The organism is Streptomyces sp. NPDC058663 (assembly GCF_042716745.1).
GTDB lineage: Bacteria > Actinomycetota > Actinomycetes > Streptomycetales > Streptomycetaceae > Streptomyces.
This window is the reverse complement of the sequence record NZ_JBHXRV010000075.1, coordinates 1-16,307: the sequence shown is the minus strand read 5'-3', so window position 1 is coordinate 16,307 and position 16,307 is coordinate 1. Positions and strand designations below refer to the sequence as shown.

The following is a 16,307-nucleotide window of genomic DNA, read 5'->3' as shown; positions in this document are numbered from 1 at the left end:
CAAAACGTTGCGTAGAGTAGCATTTCCCGGGGTCAGGCAATCGGCGGAGGAGAAACGCAAGTTGAGCGAGCGACGGATGACCAGGTCGGAGGTCCGGACCGTCCTTATGGACGCGGTACGGGAGTTGCGGCCCGAGTTCGCCGGGTTGCGGCTCACCGGCGACGAGCACCTCAGCGCCGAGCTGGGGCTGGACTCGGTGGCCAGGGTGGAGCTGCTGGTGGTGCTGGAGGAGGAGTTCGGGATCGAGGACGAGGTGGATCCGCGGATCTTCATGACGCCCGCGACCGTCAACGCGCTCGTGGAGCAGCTCGTGGTCACTGAGGACGTCTGCCCGTGAGCGCCGGAGCGGTGACCGTCGCGGCGGCCAGGGGTGGCGAGGGTGCGGCCGTGCACGGCGCCGGGTGCCCGGTGGGCGAGGGGCGGGTGCACCTCGCCGGCGCGCAGGCGGCGGAGCGGTTCTTCGCCGCCGGGGACGACGACCTGTCCCACGCGGAGGGCTGGGACGCCGTCTTCGGCGGACGGTTCGGCCGAGGTGTCCTCAACCTCGACGGCGAGCGGCACCGCTCCTGCCGCCAGGCACTGGTCCCCCTGCTGCGACGGAGCGCGGTGACGGCCCATCAGGACCTCATCAGGGACTCGCTCGCCCGGGCCGTACGGGCGTTGCCGGAGGGCACGCCGGTCGAGCCCGGGGGTACGCCGGTCAAGCCCGGGAGCACGCCGGTCGAGCCCGGGGGCACGCCGGTGGATCTGCACGCCTTCACCCAGCCCCTCGCCTTCACAGTGGCGGCCCGGCTGTTCGCCGGGATGGACGAGGGCGAGGCTGCGGAACTGCGCGCCCTGTTCGGCGAGTTGCGGACGCCCCCCGCCGGGGAACTGGGTACGCCGGGCGGCAACCGCGCCGCCCGGCGGGTGGGTCGCGCACGGCGCCGGGTGCGCGAGCTGCTGCGCGTCGCCGTCGGCCGCCTCGACGACGTGGACGGTCCCGTGCGGCGGCTGCGCGCACTGCCCGATCCGCCGCCCGACGAGCTGATCGGCGAGCACCTCGCCATCCTGATCCTCGCGGGGTACGAGACCACCGGGTACCTCAGCGCTCGCCTGCTGTGGCTGCTGGCCCGCCACCCGCACGAACAGGAGGCGGTACGCGCGGAGGGCGGCGACCCGTCGACCGCGCCGCGCCTGGACGCGGTGTTCCACGAGACGGCGCGGCTGCATCCGCCGCTCGCATGGCTGCCGCGCACGGCACGCAGGGACTTCGACCTGGGGGACACGCGGGTCCCGGCCGGCACCGAGGTCTTCTACTCGGTCACCGACACCCAGCGCGATCCGGAGGTGTTCGCCGATCCGCACACCTTCCGGCCGGAGCGCTTCACGGAACGCCTCTCCGTGGGCGCCACCGGGGGCTCCGCGAGGGGTTCCGGAGGAGAGCGGCACGGCCGTTTCGCGCTGACGCCGTTCGGCGCCGGGCGGCGGATCTGCGTCGGCATCCACCTCGGCACGCTGGAGACGAAGCTGATCGTCTCCGGCCTCGTCCGGGAGTTCCGTCTCACGGCGCCGGACGGCCCCCCGATCGGCGACGTCTCGCACAACGGCTCCACCGTCACCTCCGCCGCGCCGCTCCTGGCCCGGCTCGACCGGATCTCTGGATGACCATGGACACGCTCGACAACCCCACGTGGCCCAACGGCCCCGCACTCGACAGCCCGGCGCGCAACCGCCCCGCGCTCGACCGCCCCGCGCTCGACTCCCCCACGCTCTGCGACGCCCTACGCGCGCTCGGACCCGGGGCGTCGATGACCTATCCGCGCACCGGCGAGCGGCTGGACGCGACCGGCCTGGACACCGCGTCGGAGCGGTTCGCGCACGCGCTGGTGGCAGCGGGCGTACGCCCCGGTGACGTCGTGGGGCTGCTGTCCCCGACGGGTCCTCAGGTGCTGGTCGGCCTGCTGGGGATCGTACGAGCCGGGGCCGCGGCCAGCATGCTCCCGACCACCGCGGGGACGCCCGAGCGGGAGGCCGAGCGGCTGGCCCCGGCGATCGGGGCGGCCGGGATGCGCCACCTGGTGGTGCACCCGGACTGCGCCGACACGGCACGGGTCCTGCACGGCCTGCACCCCGCCCTGACCATGGTGGACACCGAGTCGTCAGCCGGCCCTTCCCCCGCCGGGCGGCTGCCGCGGGTCTCGCCCGAGGACCTCGCGGTGGTCCAGTTCACCTCGGGCAGCACGTCCGCCCCCAAGGGGGTGATGCTCTCGCACGCCACCGTGCTGGCCGGGCTGCGGGCGATCGCCGCCTCCGCGCGGATGAGCGGGGACGACGTGATGGTGACCTGGGTGCCGCACTTCCACGACATGGGGCTGTTCGGCCCGTTGGCCGTCCTCTTCGCGGGCGGCAGCGTGCACGTGATCCCGCCGCTGGACTTCGTAAGGCGCCCCGGCCGGGTCCTGCGGCTGCTGGCCGAGACCGGCGCCACCCTGTTGACCGGGCCTGACTTCTCCTACCAGCGGCTCGCGGCGGCGGCCGCCCGGGAGCCTGCGCCGGAGCTGGACCTGTCGCGCTGGCGGCTCGCCTTCAACGGCGCCGAACCGGTCCGGGCCGCCACCGTCGACGCCTTCCGCACGCAGCTGGCACCCGCGGGGGTCGCCCCGTCGACGATGTACCCGGTGTACGGGATGGCCGAGGCCACCTTGGCCATCACCTTCCCGGCACCGGGCACCGCGCCGCGCGTCGTCCACGTGGACCGCCGGCGGCTCTCGGACGAGGGACTCGCGGTCGAAGTGCCGTCCGACCACCCCAAGGCGAAACCGCTGGTGAGCGTCGGCCGACCGGTCCTGGGCATGGGAATGCGGCTGGTGGATACGGCGGGATCGGTGTGCGGGAAGGGGCAGTTGGGCGAGATCCAGATCTCCGGCCCCGCGGTCACCACCGGCTACTACGGCGACCCGGCGGCCACCGCTGCCGCCTTCGACGGACCCTGGCTGCGCACCGGCGACCTCGGCCTGCAGCTCGACGGCGACCTCTTCGTGACCGGCCGCCGCAAGGAAATGATCGTCGTGAACGGCCAGAACCACTTCCCCGAGGACGCCGAGAGCCTGGCCCGTGACCTGCCCGGTGTGCACCGGGGCCGGTGCGTCGCCTACGCGGACACCGCCGGCGAACGCCTTACCGTCGCGGTGGAGATCGCGCCCGGCGGCGACCCCGACGAGGTGGCCGGCCAGATCCACCGCACCCTCACCGAACGCCTGGGCACGGCTTCCGTCCACGTCCACCCGCTGCGCCCGGGCTGGCTGCCCGTCACCACGAGCGGCAAGTGGCAACGCGGCCTGGTCCGCGACCTGCTGGCGGACGGGGCGGTGGGCGCGCAGCGGTGAGGCCCCGGGGGTACACCCGCCCCGGCCCGGGCAGTGCGCCCGGGGCCGGGGCGGGTCGGATCGGCCCGGCGGGCAGATCCTGACGGGGAAGGTCAGACCCGGCCGAAGAGGTGGTTGCCTCCGGCGTTGGCGTCCTCGCTCAGGAAGAACTCCTCGATCGCCTTGGCCAGTTCGGCCTCGGTGACGTAACCGTCACCGTCGAGGTCGATGCGCTCCATGGCGGCCACGTGGTCCGCGTCGCCCATGCCCAGACCGGTGTGCGCCTTGGCGAGCTCGGCCCCGTCCAGCCGGCCGTCGCCGTTGGTGTCGCACAGGGAGATGATCGCCTTGGCAACGGGCTGGATGTGCTGCCGGTACCCGGCGCCGGTCGCGGCGTCGGCCTTCATCCCGGCGATGTACTCCTCACGGCTGACGGCACCGTCGCCGTCGGTGTCGAGTGCCTCCCGCATGCCCTGCCACAGCGCCTGGTAGGCGTCGCTGAGCGCACGGTACTTGGGCGAGTCGGGCGTCTGGGCGAACTCCTTGCCCATCCGGGAAACGATCAGGTCGAAGTCCTCCTGGCTGATCCTGCCGTCGCCGTTGGTGTCGATCAGGTCGAAGTGCCGGGCGATCTTGCGGGACAAGAGGTCAGTGGCCACGAAGCGTGCTCCTTGCTACGGAAATGGATCACAACGTGACGTAGCGTACACGCTTGACTGCACAGCGGAGTTGGGACGACTCGCACCTCCGCGACCCCAGACCGCACCCAGCCAGGAAACGAGGCCCGGAATGGACGGGATGCCCCCTCGGCGGGCACGCTCCACCGAACCGGCCTTTCCGACGTCACACGGCTGCGCGGCGAAAACGAAGTGACACCACGCCAAGTGGGGCAACCCGAGAGCCAGTTAGGTGCCGCTCGGCGGTCGTTGGAGGTTATCGGCCGGCCTGTGACCACCGCCGACGGGTGACGGGGGCCTTAAGGGTGTTCACGCCGTGCGCTTCTTGAAGAGCACGCCCGTCAGCAGCATTCCGACCGCCAGGATTCCGCCGCACCAGGCCAGTGCCACCCACGGGGTGCCGCCCGTCGGCTGGTTGAGCAGGAGGGTGCGGAGGGATTCGATCACCGGGGTCACCGGCTGGTGTTCGGCGAAGCCGTGCAGCCAGGTCGGCATGGTGTCCAGGGGGACGAAGGCGCTCGACGGGTAGGGCAGGAACATCATGACGAAGGTGTAGCCGTTGGCGGCTTCGGGGGTGCGGGCGAGGAGGCCGGCTGCCGCCGAGACCCAGGAGACGGCGATGATCCAGGCGGTGAGGAGTCCCAGGGCGACGGCCCAGCCCGCCGGGCCTGCCTGCGGCCTGAAGCCGATGGCCAGGGCCACCGCGAGGACGACTGCCGTGGCCAGCAGGTTGCGGGCGACCGAGGCGGCGACATGGCCGGCGAGGAGGGGAAGTCCGCCGATGTCGAGGGCGCGGAAGCGGTCGACGATGCCGGTCTTCAGGTCCTCGGACACCGAGACCGCCGTGGAGGCCGCGCCGAAGCCCGCGCACAGGAGCAGAACGCCCGGCACGACGTAGGTGACGTACGAAGTGCCGGTGTCGATGGCGCCGCCGAAGAAGACCACGAAGGTCAGCATCAGCATCACGGGCAGGACGATCGAGGTGATGAGCGCGTCGACGTTGCGCCGCGAGATGCGCACCGAGCGGGCGGAGAGTACGGCGGTGTGGGTCAGGGCGTCAGACACGGGAGGTCTCCGTCCGGGTGGCCGGGGCGGTGGTGGCCCCGGTGGTCGTCGCGGCCGGGGCGGTCGTGGTGAGGGCGAGGAAGACGTCGTCGAGGGTCGCCGTGTGCAGGGCGAAGGTGGCGATGTCGGTGCCGTCCGGGTCGAGTGCGTCCAGGAGGTGGCGGACGTGGACGGCGGTGCCGTCGGTGGGGATGCCCAGCAGGAGGGCGGCCCGGTCGTGGTGGGCGGCGATGCCGAGTGCGGCGAGGCGGGCGTAGCCGGCCGGGGTGGCGAGGGTGAGGTCGAGCCGGTGGCCGCCCACGTGCGACTTGAGTTCGGCGGCGGTGCCCTCGGCGGCGATGCGGCCGCCGTCGATGAGGGCGATCCGGTCGGCCAGCCGGTCGGCCTCCTCCAGGTACTGGGTGGTGAGGAACACCGTCGTGCCGCGAGCGCGCAACTCCCGCACCATTTCCCAGAGTTCCTGGCGGCTGCGCGGGTCGAGGCCGGTGGTCGGCTCGTCGAGGAAGAGCACCGTGGGGTCGGTGACCAGCGAGGCGGCCAGGTCCAGCCTGCGGCGCATGCCGCCCGAGTAGGTGCGGGCCCGCCGGTCGGCGGCGTCCGCGAGGGAGAAGCGGTTGAGGAGTTCGTCAGCACGTTCCCGGGCCGCGGACCGGCCGAGTCCGGCCAGGCGGCCGGTCATCCGGATGTTCTCGCGCCCGGTCTGCGCCTCGTCGACGGCCGCGAACTGTCCGGTCAGGCTGATCGCCCGGCGGGCGGCGCGGCGTCCCTCCCGGGTGGTGACGTCGTGCCCCGCCACGCGGACGGTGCCGGAGCCGGGGGTGGTGAGCGTGGCGAGAATGCGGATGATGGTCGTTTTGCCCGCGCCGTTGGGGCCGAGGAGCGCGAACACCTGCCCGGCCGGCACGGCGAGATCGATGCCGTGCAGCACGGCGGTCTTTCCGTAGGACTTCGTGAGGCCCGTGGTCAGGACAGTGGTGCCGGGGGGCGGGGTGGGAGTGGTGGCGGGGCCCGCAGCGGAGGCGTTTCCAGGGGCCGGGGCGTGCGAGGTGCCGAGGCCGTGGGGCACCTGGGGCGGGCGGGGCGGGGTGGGCGCAGGGGGCACAGCGAGGCACCTTCCATCTATTGCGTATGGCATACGCTTACTTGCGTAAGGGTTACGCATATCTAGGATGGTGGTCAACCCCCAGAAGAGGAGCGGTGTCGGTGAACGAAGGATCCACGGGGATGCCCGCGAGCCTGGAAGCCCTGTGGGGCCTGCGCGAGCGCCCGGCCAAGGGACCCCGCCCCACCCTGTCGCTCGACCGCATCGTGGAGGCAGCCGTCGCACTCGCGGCCGCCGAGGGCATCGCCTCGGTCTCGATGGGGCGGATCGCGAAGCAGGTGGGGTCCTCGCCGATGTCCCTGTACCGGTACGTCGCCGCCAAGGACGAGCTGTACCCGCTGATGGTCGAGGCCGTGACGCCCGAACCACCCGTCTTCGACGCGGACCTGGGCTGGCGGGAGGGGCTGGCCCTCTGGGCGTTCCTGATCCGGGGCCTCTACCGGGAGCACCTGTGGGTCCTGCGGATTCCGGTCTCCGGGCCGCCCGCCACGCCCCGTCAGGTCCAGTGGATGGAGCGGGCACTCGCCACGCTGGCCACGACCGGGCTGAGCGAGGGCGAGAAGGTGTCGGTGGTCACCCTCGTCACCGGCTTCCTGCGGAACGAGACGATGCTGCTGGCCGACCTCACGGAGACCTACCGCGCTTCCGGCGTGACGGTCGAGGAGTCCCTCGCCCGCTACAGCAGACTGCTGCGCAAGGTCACCGACCCGGAGCGCTTCCCCGCTGTCAGCAGGCTGCTCCACTCACGCGAGATGGAGGCTCCCGACGAGCCCGACTACGACTTCGAGTTCGGCCTGGAACGAATCCTGGACGGGGTCGAGGTACTGGTGCGGCGACGGTCCGGCGGCTGAGTGCGGGATCCCGGCCCGACCCCGCCCGGGACCAGGGCGGCGACGGTCCGGGGGCGCCGAGCACAGATCCGGCCCCCCTGCGTCCCCTACGGAACCCGCATCTTCGCGACGTCTCAACCCCCACCAAAGTGGGGGGTGTTCGGGGCCGAAAGTCCGCCGACCGGGGCCCGGCCAATTCCTACGGTGGTGACCATGAACGATGCGATCGTCCAAGCCGTCGAAGGATTCGTCACTACCCCCTGGGTCTACGTGGTGCTCTTCGCCATCGCCGCCCTCGACGGGTTCTTTCCCGTCGTCCCCAGCGAGACCCTGGTGATCACGCTCGGCGTGTTCGCGGCCTCGGCCGGGGACCCCTCGCTGCCGCTGGTGATACTCGTCGCCGCTCTCGGCGCGTTCACCGGGGACCACATCTCGTACGCGATCGGGGTGAGGTCCGGTAGGAAGATCTTCGCCCGCCTCACCCCGGGCAGCCGCACCCACAAGGCGTACGCACGGGTGGGCACGCTGCTCCAGGAGCGCGGTGGGCTCGTCCTCGTCGTCGCCCGCTACATCCCCGGGGGCCGCACCGCCGCCACGCTGACCACCGGGGCCACCGGTTTCCCGCGCCGTTCCTTCACCCGGTACGACGCGATCGCCGCGAGCACCTGGGCGGTCTACTCCGGCTGCCTCGGCTACCTGGGCGGCGCCGCGTTCGAGGACCAGCCGCTGCTGGGCGTGGCGGTGGGGCTCGGGCTGGCCTTCTCGATCACCCTGCTGCACGAGGGTGTACGCATGGTGCGCGGCCGCGTCGCCCTCCGGAAGGGCCCAGCCGCCACGCGGGCTTGAGCGGTGGAAGCCTGGGCCGGAAGGCTTGAGCAGCGGCGGAAGGCTGAGCCGGACGACCCGGGGCGAGACAGCCTGAGCCGGACGGCCCGAGCCGGGAAGACCCTGGCCGGGAAAGCCCTGACCGGGAGCGCAGGTTCAACCCGGGTGCTCCGCATCGGCCGCACGAGCGCTGCCCGTCGGCCGCGCACATTCGACGCCCGGCCGAACAAGTTCTACGCCCGGCCGCACAGGTACGACGCCCGGCCGTACGGTTGCTGCGCGCCCGACCAGAGCCCGGGCCTCCGCGCCGTGGAGTGCCCGCGAGTACGTCGGCCACCTCTCGACCGTCTCCGCGTACCTGGTGCTGCCGGACCCGGTGCGGGAGCAGGTCCCGCGCCGCGCGTACGGCTTCCCGCACGGCCGGGTCGGCCGCTTCGACGGGCCCGCCGAACGAGGCGAACACCCCGCCCGGCTCCAGCAGCGCGGCCGTGCGCGACCACCGTCCCTCGGGCCGTGTCCAGTGCAGCGCGGCCGCCGCGTAGAGCAGCTGGTACTCCCGGACCCCGTGCCCGGCGAACAACCGGGTGGCCTTGCCGGTCCCCGCACCGATCTCCAGGACGGTGCGCAGCGGTTGGCCCGCGTAGGTCCGTACGGCGTCGTACAGCTCCTCGCCGTACCCCGGCCGGCACCGGACCGACGTGTACCCGAGCCGGCCGTTCCCGCGTGCCTGACGCGCGTGCACGGCCCCGAGGCACTTGAATGACGGACCATGACGACACCACCGCCGCAGTACACGGTCCTGCTGGTTCCCGAACACATCGAAGGGGGCGGCACGGCCACCGCCGAGAACGCGGCCGTGCGCTCGGCCGTGGTCGAGGCGACCGGCGAGACGGGCTCGTCGGGCTATCCCCGCTACGCCGGAAACGGCATGGTCGCCGACATCGACCCGGCCACCCGCACGGTCGAGGCGCTGCTCGTCGACGGACGGGAGCTGGACTACGGACTGTCCGCCCGGGTGGCCCACTGACCGGTTCCGCCTACGGGTGGGCGCATGGCCCGGCCCCTGTCACGAGGTCGGGCCGGCGTCCGCCAGAGTCGCGGGGGCCGGACCCGCGGGCCGGACGGTGATGCCGTACACCGCCCCGGTGGGGGTGGCGGAGAACACCGGCGTGTGCGCGGGCAGCAGGTGTTCGAGCAGGGCGACGGACTCCTTGAGCGCGAATTGCAGGCCGACGCAGGTGCGGGGGCCGAGCCCGAAGGGGTAGTAGGCGCCCTGCTGGGCGGGGCGGCCGCCCGGGGTGGTGAAGCGCCGGGGGTCGAACCTCTCCGGCTCCGGCCACAGTCCGGGGTCCCGGTGCGTGAGGTACGGGCAGACCAGGACGTCGGTGCCGGCCTCGATGGCGAAGCCGTTGACCACGTCGTCCTGGGTGGCGTGACGCGGCAGCAGCCACGCGGACGGGTACAGCCGCAGGGTCTCGTGGACCAGCGCTTGCAGGGCCTGCCGTCGTGCTGCCGAACCTTCGCCGCCGGCCGCAAGAGCCTGTTCGCGGGCGGCGGGATTCCAGTCGAGGAGCAGATACAGCCAGGTCAGCGTGGTAGCGGTGGTCTCGTGTCCGGCGGCGAGCAGCGTGACGAACTCGTCGCGGATCAACCGGTCGGTGTACTCCGGGTGTGCGGCGGCGGCATCGGTCAGTACATGCAGCAGGCCAGGGCCTTCGGGGCCCGCGGTACCGCTGCGGGCGGCCTCGATGGCGCGGTGGGCCAGCGCGTCGATCCGGTCGAGCTCGGCGGCCACCGCGTCCCGGGCGCGGGTGGCGTCGGCGGGCAGCGAGGGCAGCACCTCCGCCACGGCGTTCACCGCCGTCAGCTCCTGTGCGGTCCGCTTGTCGAGCGGATGGCCGGTCAGGGCCCGCCAGATGGCGTCCAGGGCGTAGTGGCGCATCTCGTCACCGACGTCGAAGGTCTGCCCGCTGCGGGCGTACTCCTGCCAGCGCGCGGCCGTGGCGCGGGCGGCGGCGGTGATCCGGTGTTCGTAGCGGCGCATTCCGGTGCCGGTGAACTGGGACTGGAGCAAGCGGCGTTGCCGCTTCCACTCCTCGCCGGTGGCCGCGAGAACGCCGTCGCCGACCAGGAGGCGGGCCCGGTGGGAACGTTTGGTGTAGCGGTCCGGGTGCTGGGCCAGGACGTGCTGGACCGCCTGCGGGTCGGTCACCAGGACGGTGGGGGCCGGACCGGTGCGGAACGCGGCGACACCACCGCACTGCTCGCGCACCTGTGCCAGCAGCTCGACCAGCTCGCCACCGCCGGCCTGCCAGCGTGCGAGGAGGTCCGGCCCTGCCTCGGGGACAGGGCGGAGGGCCGTGTCCGGGTTCCGCCGGGCCGCGTCGGCCGTTTCGGTGTCCATGGGTACGCCTCCAGGTGGGCCGCCGACCCTGGGCCGCCGACCATTCGCGGTATCTCCCAGCTCCCGCACCGGGCACTGTCACCACGGAATGTACGGGCTCCCGCACGGCCGGTGAAACCTCTGCCCTGCCGCGGGTGCCCACGGTGGACGCCCTCGCCACTGACCGCAACCCCTCCGCCGGTGACCACCGTGGGCACCCCCCTCTGGCCTCGACCCGGCCGCAGACGACCGCAGTCGGTGCCCCCGCCGCCGTCCGCCGATCTTCCCGCTGGCCCCGGCCGGGTGCCGCTCGATGCCCCGGGTTCACCGCGCCCTCGTCCGCGGGCCATCCGGATCTCATCCCCAGCCGTGATCATCGGCGCATGACCTCCACCTCCCGGGCCGCGCGCCCGGCCGCCGTCGGTTCGGTGCTCGCCCTCGCCGTCTCCGCCGCCCTCCTGTCCCCCGCTTCCCCCGCGCACGCCGCGGCCAACGCCGTCCCCTCCTACGAGGTGAAGATCAACCTCACGGCGGCGGCGCTCGACTCGTCCCGTGCGCCGAGTGCGGCGGTCCGGTCGGCCTTCGGCATCACCGGCTCCGCCAAGGCCCGTTCGTACAGCTACTACGACACCGACGACCGGGCGCTCGACGCCGAGGGGTGGAGCGTGCGCCTGCGCCACAAGGACGGCTCGTCGTTCGAGGAGACGTACAAGAAGCGGTTCCCCATCACGGACGGCAATATCGATGCCGCCCTGAACACCGCAAACGCGGCCGGCTTCAGCAGCGCCGACACCACGTACAAGGCCGAGGTCGACTGGGGTTACGGCAAGCAGACCCTCAGCTTCTCCCACGAGAAGAAGCGCAGCGCGTCGAACTACCCCGGCACCACCCTGCCCTCCAGCGAGACCGGGCAGAACTGGCTGGTCAACGACGTTCCCGGCAAGCTGAAGGACTGGAAGTCCGGCGGCTGGGGCGCGAGCACGCTCGGGTCCTCGCGGGCCCACGGTCCGGTGACCGCGAAGGTGTACGGCGGTGCCTGGGGCGCCTCCGACGACGCGAGCATCGAGGTGCTGCCGGTCGTCGCGGCCTCAGGTACAGGGACGGAGTACGTCGTCGAGCTGTCGTTCAAGACGGACTCGCGCACCGACGCGGCCGAGCTGCACCAGCAGGCCGTCGCGGTCGCCGACGCCAAGGGGTGGCTGTACCGGGGCGACATCCTCAAGACGCAACTGATCCTCGACCGCTACTGACCGCCGGGGCACGGGGCGGCAGGGCGGGCCGCCTCCGGCGTCGCGCATTCGTGCGTTCACCGGCGACTCGCCCTGCCGTCATGTACGAGTCGTCCCGTGTTGTGCGGGGGTGCGGATCATGGGCGCGCAGCCATGGGAGCCCACCATGTGCTCAGTACGAGGGAGTTCAGATGAATCCGCGTCTCCTGCGCCGGCCCGCCGCCGTGGTGCTGCCGCTGTCGACCGTGCTCGCGCTCACGACGGTCGTGGGGACCGCCGACGCGACCCAGGCCCGGCACCCCCAAGGTCACGGCCACCACCACGGCCACGGCCACCACCACGGCCACGCCGCCAAGGTCGTCTCCACCTCGACCCTGCCGGACATTCCGCTGGGCGCCTTCAGCAACCGGCTGGTGCCCGGCAGCGTCGGAAACGACCGCGGGGTCGACCTGGGCGGCATCGGCAGCGACCTGTTCCCGGCGGGCCGGCACGGCGAGTACTGGACCGTCACCGACCGCGGCCCCAACGGACAGATCGAGGTGGGCAAGGAGAAGCGGCGGACCTTCCCCGTGCCCGGGTTCAACCCGGCCATCGTGAAGATCCGTACCGAAGGCGGCCGGATCCGGTTCCTGGAGTCCATACCGCTCACCACCTCGCGGGGCGCACCGGTCACCGGCCTGCCCAACCAGGCGGGCCGCGACGAGGCCCCGTACGACCACAAGGCCGCCACCCCGCTCCCCTACCACGTGAACGGTCTGGACACCGAGGGCCTCGTCCGTGACCGGGACGGCAGCTTCTGGCTGGTCGACGAGTACGGGCCCTCGCTGGTGCACGTCTCCCCGCGTGGCCGGGTGCTGGCCCGTCACGTGCCGAAGGGGCTGAAGCTGACCGGCGCCGGCTACCCGGTGGTCGAGTCGCTGCCGGCGGTGTTCCTCAAGCGGAAGGTCAACCGCGGGTTCGAGGGGCTGGCGCTGCTGCCGGGCGGGGACCTGGTGCTCGGGCTGCAGAGCCCGTTGCTCAACCCCGACAAGGCCGGTGGGGAGAACTCCCGCAACACCCGACTGCTGCGCTTCTCGCCGCGTGAGAACCGGGTGACCGCCGAGTACGCGTACCGGTTCGACGCGGTCGGTGTCGTCGAGCCCGGCCAGACCAAGACCTCGGAGCTCAAGATCTCCGCACTGGTCGCACTCGGCGGGGACCGCCTGCTGGTGCAGGAACGGACCGACAAGTCGACACGGCTGTACGAGGTGCGGCTGGGCAGGTCCGCGGACATCCTGCGCTCGCGCTGGGAGTCCGCCACGAAGCCTTCGCTGGAACAGTTGGAGAACCCGGCCGCCGCCGGTGTGCCGGTGCTGTCCAAGCGGCTGGTGGTGGACCTGAACACGGTGAAGGGCGTGCCCGGCAAGATCGAGGGCATCGCGGTCGAGGGCTCCTCGACCCTCGTACTGCTCAATGACAACGACTTCGGCATGACCGACGGCCCGAAGGCGTTCGACGCGAAGGGCCGGCTGGTCGACAGCGGCGTCGAGACCACGCTGGTACGGGTGCGGCTGCCGCGGCCGGTGCGCTGACGGCTTCTTCAGCTGTTTCAGCTGTTTCAGCCACTTCGTCCGCTTCAGCCGCTTCAGCCGCTTCAGCCGCTTCAGCCGCCGAAGTTCCAGGAGACCGTGTTGCTCACGTCGACGACGGTCGCGAGGACGACCAGGTCGGCAAATCCGAGACCGAGTCCGAGCCAGGCACGGAAACGGCGGGTGGTACCGCGGCGCAGCGCGAGGGTGGCGAGCACCAGGGCGGCCGGTCCCAGCAGGATGTTCATGACGAGCAGTCCGATCAGGCCGAGCACGAAGGCGGCGACGGCCATGCCGTCCGCGTCGCGCAGTCCGACGCGGCGGCGGTCGGTGCCCTGGTCACGGGCGTGGGCATCGGCATCCCTCATACCGGTGTCGGCGCGGTCCGTGCGGTCCGTACGGTCGGTGGAGGCGGTGAGATGCATGGTCGACTCCTCGCTTTCCTCGGGTTCGTCGGGTTCGTCGGGTTCCTCGGGCAATCAGCGGTGACGGCGTTCCCGTACGGCGAAGATCAGCAGCCAGCAGCCGATCAGGCCGGCAGCGGTCAGCGTGATGGGCACGGGCAGATGAGCGACCGGGCCGAGCAGGACGCCCAGGAGCAGGAGGACGGCGACGAGAGCGATCACGGCTGAACACCTCGCGAGGGAGTGGGAGTTGATGGGTTCAGTGAACAGTTGTGGTTACAGTTGTCCACTGAATCACAGCTCCATGCTTCCCTTCTTGGGAGAACGACTGTTTACTGGATGACATGAGTCACACCGCAGCCGCCCCGGGGGTCCGCCAGGCCCAGAAGTTGAGGACCCGTCAGACGTTGATGGCGGCGGCTCTCGGGCTGCTGGAGCACCAGAGTCTGAGCAGTCTCGGCCTGCGCGAGGTGACCCGGTCGGCGGGGCTCGCCCCGACCGCGTTCTACCGGCACTTCAAGGACACCGCCGAACTGGGCGTCGCCCTGGTCGAGGCGTCGCTGGGCGGTCTGCACGACGCGATCCGGGCGAGTCTGGCCGCCCCCGATGCCGACGACAGCGAGGCCCGTATCGCCCTCACCGTCGGGCTGATCGCGGACCTCGTCAGGTCCGCTCCTGCCCATGTGCGGTTCGTCGCGCGCGAGCGGCACGGCGGGGTGCGGCCCGTACGGGAGGCCATCGGGGCCCAGCTGCGGCTGTTCGCGGAGGAGGTCGCCGACGCGCTCGGTGCTCTGCCGGACTCGGCGGGCTGGTCGCGCGAGGACCTGGTGATGCTGGCCGGGGTCTATGTGGACCACATGGTCATGACCGCCTCCGCGTTCTTGGAGGCGGGCCCCGGCGAGGAGGAGACCACCGCCGAACTGGCCTGCCGCCAGCTGCGGCTGGTCAGCCTGGGCCGCCGCCACTGGCTCGACGTACGGCAGTGAGTCGTACGGCAGCGTGACGTTCGGCGAGGGGACGCGCCGCAGTGACGGGTGCGGCGTCGAAGCCCCCGGCCGGAAGCCCCGTCAGACCGGCTTGACCAGGGGTGCCGCCGGGCGGTCGTCCGGTGTCCGGTCGGCGATGCCCCTGCGGGCGGCCGACCGGGCGACCAGGAGGCAGTAGGCCGGGGCGAAGACGAGTTCCAGTACGAGCGCCTGCCAGGGGGCGTCGGCCGCCGTTCCGGTGTCGGCCAGTTCACCGAGGGCCGCGGCCACGGTGAAGGTCAGGACGTTGTTCGCGGTGTGCAGCGCGATGCTCGCCTCCAGTCCTCCGGTACGCAGGGTCAGCCAGCCCCACCACAGCGCGGAGTAGAGGAGCAGCACGAATCCGGTCGGCTGGCCGAAGCCGTGGGCAAGGGCGAACAGCAGCGACGCGACGACGATGCCCGGCCACGGGTTGCGCAGCCACGCGCCGAAGGCCTGGACGAGCCAGCCGCGGAAGACGTACTCCTCGGCGGCGGCCTGGAACGGCACCAGCGCCCAGAGTACGGCGAGGCTCAGCAGCAGCACGGGCCAGCCCTCGAACTCGACCGACGGCGCGGCGTCGGGGCCGCCGGGCTCCTCCGTGAGAGAGGCCCACAGGAGCAGCAGCCCCAGTTGCAGAGCCATCAGCGGGAAGGCGATCAGGGCGCAGCGGCCGAGCCAGCCGAGGCGCAGCCGGCCGGTGACCGAGGAGACGGTGCCCGGTGGGCGGTGGCCGAACCAGCGGACGGCCAGCAGCACGGCGGGGATCGCGACGGCGAGGGAGAGCAGTGCGGCCGCCTGGTCCGCCAGGGGTTCCTCGTACAGCTGCTCGCTGTCCGGGCCGGCCGACTCGATGCCGAACCCGAGTGCCAGCACCTCGCAGACGACGAGGACGGCGACCACCGCGACCACCAGGAAGAGCAGGACCATCGAGATCTCGACGGCCCTGCCGAAACGGTTCTGTCTGCCGTTCCTGGCCTGCTGGTCGTAGCGCGACCCCGGCGGGGCACTGGTCGGACCCGGGTCGGGAGGAGGCCCGGCGGGGGCCGCCCAGCCGGGAGGGGGCGGGGGCCAGCCGGAGGGTGCGTCGGGCATGCGGAGTGCCTTCTCGTGAGGTGCGGCGGATGCGGGTGCGCGCGAAGACCGGGGACGGCCGGGGGAACGAGTCCCGTCCGCCCGGACGTTGGACCGCGGCGGAACGGCACCGCGGCGAGCGGCACCGCGACGAGCGTGGGAGCCGAGCGCCGGCGCCGAGCGGCACCGCCGCGTGGTCCGACCGCCGTCCACGGCGGCAACTCCGCGGCCCGGACAGGCTATAGCGCGCCGGCCGGAGACCAAGGGTCCCGCCCGCCCGTGCGGGGACCGCTGTCTGCGGTGGTGATGCTCGGCCTGGCCCTCGTGGCGAGCACGGCCCGTCGCGCGGCGGGTTTGGCGGGCCGGGACCGCTCTCCCAATTATGGAGCGTTTGCATTAGTCGGCGTCTGCAACTATTGTTTTCGCTCGTAAGCCGCTCACGCTATGTATCTCGGAAGGGTGCTCCCATGCCCCTCGCACTCCTGGCCCTCGCCATCGGGGCCTTCGGAATCGGCACCACCGAATTCGTCATCATGGGGCTGCTCCCCGATGTCGCCGCGGACTTCGGGGTGTCGGTCCCCACTGCGGGATTCCTGGTCACCGGGTATGCGCTCGGCGTCATGTTCGGCGCGCCGCTCATGACCGTTCTGGGCACCAGGATCTCCCGCAAGAACATGCTGATGCTTCTGATGGGCCTGTTCGTCGTCGGCAACGTCGTGTCCGCGCTCGCCCCCACCTTCTCGGTGATGGTCGTCGGCCGGGTGGTCGCCTCACTCGCCCACGGCGCGTTCTTCGGCAT

17 protein-coding genes are annotated in these 16,307 nt (G+C 72.2%); 10 read left to right on the top strand and 7 right to left on the bottom strand.

What is annotated here, in order from left to right; translation table 11 throughout:
• The first annotated feature begins 61 nt into the window (after positions 1 to 61).
• Genes ACFWVV_RS35440 through ACFWVV_RS35430 form a run of 3 tightly spaced genes read left to right on the top strand, consistent with a single transcriptional unit; the run spans position 62 to position 3,368 of the window.
• Positions 62 to 337, top strand: coding sequence for a phosphopantetheine-binding protein (locus ACFWVV_RS35440; protein ID WP_384357899.1), 276 nt, complete (start codon positions 62 to 64; stop codon positions 335 to 337).
• Complete coding sequence (locus tag ACFWVV_RS35435) at positions 334 to 1,647, top strand: cytochrome P450 (protein ID WP_384357897.1); 1,314 nt, start codon at positions 334 to 336, stop codon at positions 1,645 to 1,647. The genes ACFWVV_RS35440 and ACFWVV_RS35435 overlap by 4 nt, the downstream gene beginning before the upstream one ends.
• Positions 1,644 to 3,368 carry an AMP-binding protein gene (locus ACFWVV_RS35430; protein WP_384357895.1) on the top strand — a complete coding sequence of 575 codons (1,725 nt, stop codon included), beginning with the start codon at positions 1,644 to 1,646 and terminating at the stop codon, positions 3,366 to 3,368. Before ACFWVV_RS35435 ends, ACFWVV_RS35430 begins: the two co-directional genes overlap by 4 nt.
• Before the next feature lie 92 nt (positions 3,369 to 3,460).
• Here ACFWVV_RS35430 and ACFWVV_RS35425 read toward each other — a convergent pair whose 3' ends face one another.
• The 3 genes from ACFWVV_RS35425 to ACFWVV_RS35415 all read right to left on the bottom strand — a co-directional run bounded on the left by ACFWVV_RS35425 (position 3,461) and on the right by ACFWVV_RS35415 (position 6,056).
• On the bottom strand, positions 3,461 to 4,006 hold the full coding sequence (locus tag ACFWVV_RS35425) for an EF-hand domain-containing protein (RefSeq protein ID WP_384357893.1): 546 nt from the start codon (positions 4,004 to 4,006) through the stop codon (positions 3,461 to 3,463).
• Between the two features lie 327 nt (positions 4,007 to 4,333).
• On the bottom strand, positions 4,334 to 5,089 hold the full coding sequence (locus ACFWVV_RS35420) for an ABC transporter permease (RefSeq protein WP_384357891.1): 756 nt from the start codon (positions 5,087 to 5,089) through the stop codon (positions 4,334 to 4,336).
• Positions 5,082 to 6,056 (bottom strand): ATP-binding cassette domain-containing protein, encoded by a 975-nt coding sequence (locus tag ACFWVV_RS35415; protein ID WP_384357927.1) that lies wholly within the window; start codon positions 6,054 to 6,056, stop codon positions 5,082 to 5,084. Before ACFWVV_RS35415 ends, ACFWVV_RS35420 begins: the two co-directional genes overlap by 8 nt.
• 236 nt (positions 6,057 to 6,292) lie before the next feature.
• On the opposite strand from ACFWVV_RS35415, the gene ACFWVV_RS35410 reads away from it, so the two are divergent.
• The 3 genes from ACFWVV_RS35410 (at position 6,293) to ACFWVV_RS35400 (ending at position 8,873) form a co-directional block, all read left to right on the top strand.
• A complete protein-coding gene (locus ACFWVV_RS35410) occupies positions 6,293 to 7,042 on the top strand; it encodes a TetR/AcrR family transcriptional regulator C-terminal domain-containing protein (RefSeq protein ID WP_384357889.1) in 750 nt (249 codons plus the stop codon).
• A gap of 192 nt (positions 7,043 to 7,234) precedes the next feature.
• The gene (locus ACFWVV_RS35405; protein WP_384357887.1) at positions 7,235 to 7,867 is read left to right on the top strand and encodes a DedA family protein; all 633 of its coding nucleotides are present in this window, start codon (positions 7,235 to 7,237) and stop codon (positions 7,865 to 7,867) included.
• A 748-nt stretch (positions 7,868 to 8,615) separates the two neighbouring features.
• Positions 8,616 to 8,873 (top strand): hypothetical protein, encoded by a 258-nt coding sequence (locus ACFWVV_RS35400; RefSeq protein ID WP_384357885.1) that lies wholly within the window; start codon positions 8,616 to 8,618, stop codon positions 8,871 to 8,873.
• A 39-nt stretch (positions 8,874 to 8,912) separates the two neighbouring features.
• Here the strand turns inward: ACFWVV_RS35400 and ACFWVV_RS35395 are convergent, their stop codons facing one another.
• The gene (locus tag ACFWVV_RS35395; protein ID WP_384357883.1) at positions 8,913 to 10,250 is read right to left on the bottom strand and encodes a cytochrome P450; all 1,338 of its coding nucleotides are present in this window, start codon (positions 10,248 to 10,250) and stop codon (positions 8,913 to 8,915) included.
• A 362-nt stretch (positions 10,251 to 10,612) separates the two neighbouring features.
• Between ACFWVV_RS35395 and ACFWVV_RS35390 the strand changes: the two genes are divergently transcribed.
• Together ACFWVV_RS35390 and ACFWVV_RS35385 are read left to right on the top strand one after the other, a co-directional pair.
• Complete coding sequence (locus ACFWVV_RS35390) at positions 10,613 to 11,479, top strand: hypothetical protein (protein ID WP_384357881.1); 867 nt, start codon at positions 10,613 to 10,615, stop codon at positions 11,477 to 11,479.
• A gap of 170 nt (positions 11,480 to 11,649) precedes the next feature.
• The gene (locus ACFWVV_RS35385) at positions 11,650 to 13,029 is read left to right on the top strand and encodes an esterase-like activity of phytase family protein (protein WP_384357879.1); all 1,380 of its coding nucleotides are present in this window, start codon (positions 11,650 to 11,652) and stop codon (positions 13,027 to 13,029) included.
• 71 nt (positions 13,030 to 13,100) lie between these two features.
• On the opposite strand, the gene ACFWVV_RS35380 is transcribed toward ACFWVV_RS35385, so the two are convergent.
• Both ACFWVV_RS35380 and ACFWVV_RS35375 read right to left on the bottom strand, forming a co-directional pair.
• Positions 13,101 to 13,394, bottom strand: coding sequence for a DUF4190 domain-containing protein (locus tag ACFWVV_RS35380; protein ID WP_384357925.1), 294 nt, complete (start codon positions 13,392 to 13,394; stop codon positions 13,101 to 13,103).
• A 111-nt stretch (positions 13,395 to 13,505) separates the two neighbouring features.
• The gene (locus ACFWVV_RS35375; RefSeq protein WP_384357877.1) at positions 13,506 to 13,652 is read right to left on the bottom strand and encodes a hypothetical protein; all 147 of its coding nucleotides are present in this window, start codon (positions 13,650 to 13,652) and stop codon (positions 13,506 to 13,508) included.
• 122 nt (positions 13,653 to 13,774) lie between these two features.
• Between ACFWVV_RS35375 and ACFWVV_RS35370 the strand changes: the two genes are divergently transcribed.
• A complete protein-coding gene (locus ACFWVV_RS35370) occupies positions 13,775 to 14,416 on the top strand; it encodes a TetR family transcriptional regulator (protein ID WP_384357875.1) in 642 nt (213 codons plus the stop codon).
• 81 nt (positions 14,417 to 14,497) lie between these two features.
• Here ACFWVV_RS35370 and ACFWVV_RS35365 read toward each other — a convergent pair whose 3' ends face one another.
• A complete protein-coding gene (locus ACFWVV_RS35365) occupies positions 14,498 to 15,529 on the bottom strand; it encodes a CPBP family intramembrane glutamic endopeptidase (protein ID WP_384357873.1) in 1,032 nt (343 codons plus the stop codon).
• A gap of 446 nt (positions 15,530 to 15,975) precedes the next feature.
• On the opposite strand from ACFWVV_RS35365, the gene ACFWVV_RS35360 reads away from it, so the two are divergent.
• Positions 15,976 to 16,307 (top strand): MFS transporter (locus ACFWVV_RS35360; protein WP_384357871.1); only part of this gene is annotated, 332 nt, incomplete at its 3' end.